This window comes from Vibrio sp. ECSMB14106 (assembly GCF_000972265.1).
In the GTDB taxonomy this organism is placed as follows: domain Bacteria; phylum Pseudomonadota; class Gammaproteobacteria; order Enterobacterales; family Vibrionaceae; genus Vibrio; species Vibrio kanaloae.
Genome location: NZ_LAUM01000014.1, coordinates 159,047 through 165,294 on the forward strand (window position 1 = coordinate 159,047; position 6,248 = coordinate 165,294).

7 protein-coding genes are annotated in these 6,248 nt (G+C 42.2%); 6 read left to right on the plus strand and 1 reads right to left on the minus strand.

The features are described from left to right. From artQ to WR49_RS11875, 4 genes are all read left to right on the plus strand, one after another. Complete coding sequence (gene artQ, locus WR49_RS11860; RefSeq protein ID WP_046224146.1) at positions 1–687, plus strand: arginine ABC transporter permease ArtQ; 687 nt, start codon at positions 1–3, stop codon at positions 685–687. Then, positions 684–1,352, plus strand: a complete 669-nt coding sequence (gene artM, locus WR49_RS11865) for an arginine ABC transporter permease ArtM (RefSeq protein ID WP_046224147.1) — start codon at positions 684–686, stop codon at positions 1,350–1,352. The genes artQ and artM overlap by 4 nt, the downstream gene beginning before the upstream one ends. A gap of 328 nt (positions 1,353–1,680) precedes the next feature. Beyond that, positions 1,681–2,271: a cold shock and DUF1294 domain-containing protein gene (locus tag WR49_RS11870; RefSeq protein WP_025611578.1), complete on the plus strand. Its 591-nt coding sequence runs from the start codon at positions 1,681–1,683 to the stop codon at positions 2,269–2,271. A 178-nt stretch (positions 2,272–2,449) separates the two neighbouring features. Then, complete coding sequence (locus WR49_RS11875; protein WP_046224148.1) at positions 2,450–3,214, plus strand: ATP-binding protein; 765 nt, start codon at positions 2,450–2,452, stop codon at positions 3,212–3,214. 677 nt (positions 3,215–3,891) lie between these two features. On the opposite strand, the gene WR49_RS11880 is transcribed toward WR49_RS11875, so the two are convergent. Then, positions 3,892–5,091 (minus strand): IS4 family transposase, encoded by a 1,200-nt coding sequence (locus tag WR49_RS11880; RefSeq protein WP_046224156.1) that lies wholly within the window; start codon positions 5,089–5,091, stop codon positions 3,892–3,894. Positions 5,092–5,231: 140 nt separating this feature from the next. Here WR49_RS11880 and WR49_RS11885 point away from each other — a divergent pair, with 140 nt between their 5' ends. Together WR49_RS11885 and WR49_RS11890 are read left to right on the plus strand one after the other, a co-directional pair. Beyond that, on the plus strand, positions 5,232–5,651 hold the full coding sequence (locus WR49_RS11885) for a lysozyme inhibitor LprI family protein (protein WP_046224149.1): 420 nt from the start codon (positions 5,232–5,234) through the stop codon (positions 5,649–5,651). 226 nt (positions 5,652–5,877) lie between these two features. After that, positions 5,878–6,123 (plus strand): hypothetical protein, encoded by a 246-nt coding sequence (locus tag WR49_RS11890; protein ID WP_046224150.1) that lies wholly within the window; start codon positions 5,878–5,880, stop codon positions 6,121–6,123. Positions 6,124–6,248: the final 125 nt, after the last annotated feature.

Consider the following 6,248-nt stretch of genomic DNA (forward strand, 5'->3'; position numbering starts at 1 on the left):
ATGGAATTAACGGGTTACTCTTTAGGGCTCGTCGAAGCAAGCTGGATGACTGTTCAGCTTGCATTCGTAAGCCTATTGGTTGGATTGGTTCTAGCAGTTTTGTTTGCAAGTGGTGAGATGTCTCGTCGTATTGCAATCAAATGGCCAACGACTGCATTTGTGACGATTGTTCGTGGTTTACCAGAAATTCTGGTCGTACTGTTTATCTACTTTGGTTCGACACAAGTTCTGTTCATGATCAGTGGCGACTTCATCGAAGTGAGCCCGTTCTTATCTGGTGTTGTTGCACTGTCACTTATCTTTGCTTCTTACGCTTCACAAACCATCCGTGGTGCTTTGAAAGCAGTAAGCAAAGGGCAGAGAGAAGCAGCAAGCGCGCTTGGTATCTCTCAATCACGTTCATTCTTTCGTATAGTTTTACCTCAAGCGGTAAGACACGCACTACCAGGGTTAACCAACCAATGGTTAGTGTTACTAAAAGACACCGCATTAGTATCGCTAATTGGCGTAACGGATTTGTTGAAACAAGCACAACTAACATCAGCGGCAACGCACGAAGCATTTACTTGGTACGCGACAGCAGCAGCAATCTACTTGGTCATCACTTTAATCACGCAAAGATTGGTAAAAGTGATTGATGGTAAGTTCTCTATTCAAGGTTTGGGTAACAAAGGGGCAATGGCATGAATCAACAATACCTCTCTCAAATGCTTGAGGGCTTAGCGACCAGTCTTCAACTCACAGGCGCTTCATTGCTGGTTGGTTGTATCTTGTCACTGCTGATGACGGTAACGCTAATCCTAAGAATACCGGCGATTCACTGGTTAACACGTGGCATCATCACGCTGTTCACCGGCACACCATTGTTGGTTCAAATCTTCTTGGTGTATTACGGCCCGGGTCAGTTCGATTGGATTCGTGAAAGCTTCATGTGGACTTGGTTAAGCCAACCTTGGTTCTGTGCAATGTTAGCATTAGCTTTGAACACCGCGGCATACAGCACGCTACTGTTCAGAGGTGCATTCAACGCCATTCCAGCAGGGCAGTGGGAAGCATGTAGCGCTCTCGGCATGGACAAAATCGCAACGCTGAAAGTGTTACTGCCATACGCTCTACGCCGCGCTGTTCCAGCTTACTCGAACGAAGTGATTCTAGTTTTCAAAGGCACGTCACTGGCAAGCACCATCACCATCATGGATTTGATGGGCTACGCTCAGCGTATCAACGGCCAAACTTACGACACACTCACCGTGTTCGGTATTGCTGGCGCATTCTACCTAGCAGTAAACGGCATACTAACGTTGATCTTCCGTCAGGTAGAGAAGAAAGCCCTAGCATTCGAAGCGGCGTAAGCTAGCCACTCACAAGTTTAACTAACGTATAAAGCCTGACATTTATGTTGTATAGATGGCAGGTTTTTTTGTGTTTAGGATTAGCACATCGAAGCGCTGTAATTATGTACAGTTTGATGATGTTACTGGCACAATCATACTATATGGAAAGTTTCTGCATTTTGTGACGTACTCAACTTTACCTAGTTTTAAGCTACTGAAATTAATTGACTAATAGTGGTATGCTTTCGAGTATATGAAACTAGACCGAATCATTCTGTATTTAAATGCAGAATAATTCGGTCTAATAGCTGTTAGCCCACAAGAGAGAAATAAAAAGTAGAGTTCGATGATCAAAGGTAAAGTTATAGAGTGGAATGACTCAAAAGGTTATGGATTCATTTCGGCATTAAATGGTGAATTAAGAGTTTTTCTCCATATATCAACGGTTCAGAGTAAAGGTCGACGCCCTAAGGTCGATGATGAAGTTAAATTTGAAGTTAACGAAGACAAAAAAGGGCGTTACAACGCCACTAATGTAACAATTCTAGGTTCCGGCTCGGTACCTTCAACAATCATGTTTAGCATTGTTTACTTAGTTTTAGCGAGTACAGCTGTGTTCATATTAGGTGGTGAGAAGCTGTTCATTGCAGCTTATATCCTGATGTCCATTGTAACCTACGTAATGTACGCAATAGATAAAAATGCCGCTCAAAACGGCAAATGGCGGACACCAGAAAATACGCTTCATCTTTTATCGTTACTCGGTGGTTGGATGGGGGCATTATGTGCTCAAAATCAACTTCGTCATAAGTCGAAAAAACAGCCATTTAAATCGATTTTGTGGCTGACGATATTCGTAAATATTGGAGCATTTGTTTGGACATTCACTCCATCAGGTTCGGTGTTCGTTCAGAACTTTATTAGCAATTGGTTCTAGTACTAGCGGTGAGATGTGGGCTAACAAACTGTTTAAGAGTGATTCGCAACGCGTGGCATTTTTACTATGCGTTGCGTTTAGTGTTTAAGGTGGTATGCGGGAGCTTCGGCATTGCGTTGCTCACACCTTAACAGGGCGTTAGTTGTTTTACCCAACTTCAGAGTAAAAGGAAGCAAGTGTGATCATTAATAAGAACTGGGACTTAGATGTTGCGTTTGACGTAATCAACGATAGGTATTATCCCGGCGGTTTGCAAAGTGGTCCTCAACGGAATAGACAAATTGAAACTTGGGGTCAACTTGTTGGTAAAACTAGAGCACTTGATCAACTCGATTCGTTGATCGCGAGTTGTGGTTCTATAAATAAAATGTCTCAGTCTGTCCGCATGAGTTCGGGGAGCATTAAAAAACTTAGAAAGTTTTTTGAGTCTCTGCCTGATGAATTGGAAATAGTTGAACAGAACATTCAACATAGATTTGTTGAGGGTGAGGTTTGTTCTCTAGAAGAAGATTTGACCCATGAGTTTAAAGAAGTAAAAGGACGTAATCCTGCAAAATCTATCCAGAACTTGGTGGACGAATATGTGGTTGCATTCCTCAACGGCTCGGGTGGTAGTATTTTCTGGGGTATTTGCGACGACGGTAAAGTAAAAAGTTTACATCTATCAACGGCGCAAAAGGATGAAATAAACAAAGTTGTTAACGCTAAAATTGGTACGATTCAGCCAGCGATAGACCCAACAAAAATTACTGTTAGATTTCACTCAGTAATTAATGCAGAGAATGGATATGTTTTTGAAGTAAATGTCCCCAAATCAAACACCATTGGTTTGTTTTTCAATTCTTCTGGTGATACTTGGGTTCGAGTAAATGGCTGTAAACAAAAATTGAAAGGTTTAGCTCTGCAAGACTACATTCTGGAGCGCATGCAAAAAAACAACTAACAAAGCATTTAAGACGGATTCTCAACGCTTGGCGATTTCAATCTAGGTCAGCTTCAGTGCTAAATGTGGCAAGGTTTAAGCTTGGGTGGTCGCGTTGTTCACCACTTAATGCGGCGTTAGTACGGGTTTGACACCAAAGGTCATAAGTTTTGGTGTTTATCTATTTTGGTGCTTGTATTTACACCTTTCAGTTAGTGCCTTTCACGATCTTTCCGGTGGCACTATATGCGGAGTGTTCGCTTTGATTTCACCGTTTACGGCTTCTAACTCTTAGCCTATTTCTTTGGCGTTTCTTCATTTTCGTGGTGGCTTTTGAGAGAGCCTTGATTACTTTTGGTGTGGCTGTTCAAGTACGAGGAAAGAATCCTTTTCTAATTTGAAGCCAGTGAAAGTAGGGCAGTTCAGTGCGTTTTTCTTCTAGCCAACTTTCGTCTTTCAATCGGGGTAAAGTTTTGTAGCTGCCCGTCTCACTTCAGTGTTCAAAGCCTTTCATATTATGCCACTTTTCAATATCTTGGAGTGCATAAATAGAAGTAGCGCATGTACTAACAAATTGCTTAAGAGTGATTCGTAACGCGTGGCATTTTTACTATGCGGTGGCTTAGGGTGATTAGGGCGCCATGCGGTAGCTTTTGTATTGCGTTACTCACACCTTAGCAAGGCGCTGACGGATCCCCTCATAATTTCCCTAGTCCTGCGTTGTGTGTGAGCCTTTGATATTCGAACATTCCCCATTGATATTGGGATTCATTAATTTGATATCGCCGATGATTTCGAACCTCTCTCCCTAGACGAGGTATGGAGAGAACTCGGCGGTGTTTAATGCTGTTGGCTTGGAAGTCAAAATGCCATTTGGCCTGTACTGCAATGAGGCCACTCCACCACATCAAGATTTCAGCGAGCAACGCAATAAGAAGCAGGATATCTAATCGCTTAGTACAACGAGTTCTGTTGTGACGAAGTGCGATCCCATAGGCGGTACTCTTTAGATCGCGGAAGGCCTCTTCTATCTGCATACGCTTGGCGTACAGATTGGTAATTTGTACTTCATTTAAGATATGTCTAGGGACATTCGTCGCGAGTAGCCACGGCTCCTTCGCACTGCGCTGGTAGAGATGTGTAGCGGAGTGTTTTTGGCTGGTTCTACTATGGCGCTGGGCTTTTCGGCCTTTTTCTAATCCCTTATAAACATAGGCTTCACAAGATATCGGCGATCTCTTTGCTAGTAAGCAGTGGCCAAGATATTTGGGTTTATGGACAGCGGTTGGATAAAAGGTTTTATTTGAGACCCAAGGTTTATGAGGTTGTTTGATTGATACTTCACCTCGGACACGACCTAACCAAAACCAGCCTTTCTCTTGAACTTGTCGGAACCAAGTATTTCGAAAACCCGCATCAGAAACGATGATTGGACTGGTTTTACTGGGTAAAATACTCTGCAATTTATCGAGGAATGTTTGGTGACTTTTCGGTGAATTATATTGGCCATACTCAAAAACTTGTTCAAAGATTGTGATGGCTCGACCATCAAGTGCAACGGATGCTCTTAACGTCATATAACGAAGTTGTTCACGAACATCAGACCAATCCACAAGGATCACAGGGCATGAGTTGGCGCCCGTTATTAAGTAGGCATGCCATTTATAAATTAGGTCTTTTTCACGATGTAGTTGGCGATTTCCAAGCAGTCTATCAACGCGTTTGATCGCATGTTTTACCGTGGTATTAGTTTCCAGTTTGCGACCTAGTTTAGTCAGCGTTAAGTCTGAGCCGTCAAGTACACTTTTTGTAGCAAGTATCAGAGAACTAACGCGTTTTTTGTGAATGGAGGGGCATTGGTTTTGTATGGTTTGTTGTAGAATCTGAATGTCGCGCATTGTTAACCCACTTGTTCGAAATGTGTGTTCAGCGATATTCATTAGATCAAAGACGGCGATGCGCGTCTACCTCATTGTTTTTACGCCTGATTATGAGGGGATTCGTAAGAGCAAGGCGTTATGTGCTTTAGAGGAAAATGATGAAAAATCGACTAATTTTAGCTTTATCTTGCTTGGTTTCTATCACTTCTATTGCAGGTGAAAGTGCCCCGATAGATTGCGATAATGCTTTAAATACACTCCAAATTAACCAGTGTGCATCAATAGAACTCGAATCAGCAAAAGAAGATCTTTCGAAATATTTGGACGCTAGCCTTGAACATAATTCGTATGACCCAGAATTAGTTAAAGCAATCAAAGTTGCTCAAGCTGACTGGCAGGCATATATGTCATCTCATTGTGATTCTGTATATACGCAATGGCGTGATGGCACAATTCGAGGTGTTATGGCAATTTCATGTAAAACTAAGCTAACTAAGCAAAGAACTCATGAGGTTTGGGAGAACTTTTTAACCTACATGGACAGTACTCCTCCAGTGTTACCTGAACCAAAACAGTAGGTTAATCTACCACGCACATAACAAAGCGTTTAAGACGGATTCCCAACGCTTGGCATTTTTGGTTTGATTCAACTTTAGTGATTACGGCACAATGGTTTAGGCTGAGTGGTAAGCGTTGCTCACCACTTAACGCGGCGTTATGTGCTTTCAAGGTTCAAGGTAAGTGCGAGTAGTCTGAATAGATTCTATCCAACACATTTTTAATATCAGCGGACAAGGAAGCGTAATGACTATAGATGACACATTTTGGCTAGCAGCCAAGAGGAAGGGTTTTGTTCGGTTCATAGTTGAAACAGGTTTACCATTTAGTCTAATCATGTTTATTGCAACTGGAGTCATTTACGATCAATTTGGTGATGGCTTTCTAAATTTGAACGTATTGAAACATTTGGTTGTTTGGCTAGTCGGTGGCGTATTTTTTGGTATTTACCAGTGGTATAACTTAAAACGGCGAGCGTCCGGACAGGTCTGAAATAGATAAACGTGTACTTGGGGATGGTACGCACATAACAAGAGACTATGGCGTCAATAGTTAATTTTTGGCGCTGCCTTTATCCCACATTACGCCGTCTCTTATCATTGAATTAAGTATTACAA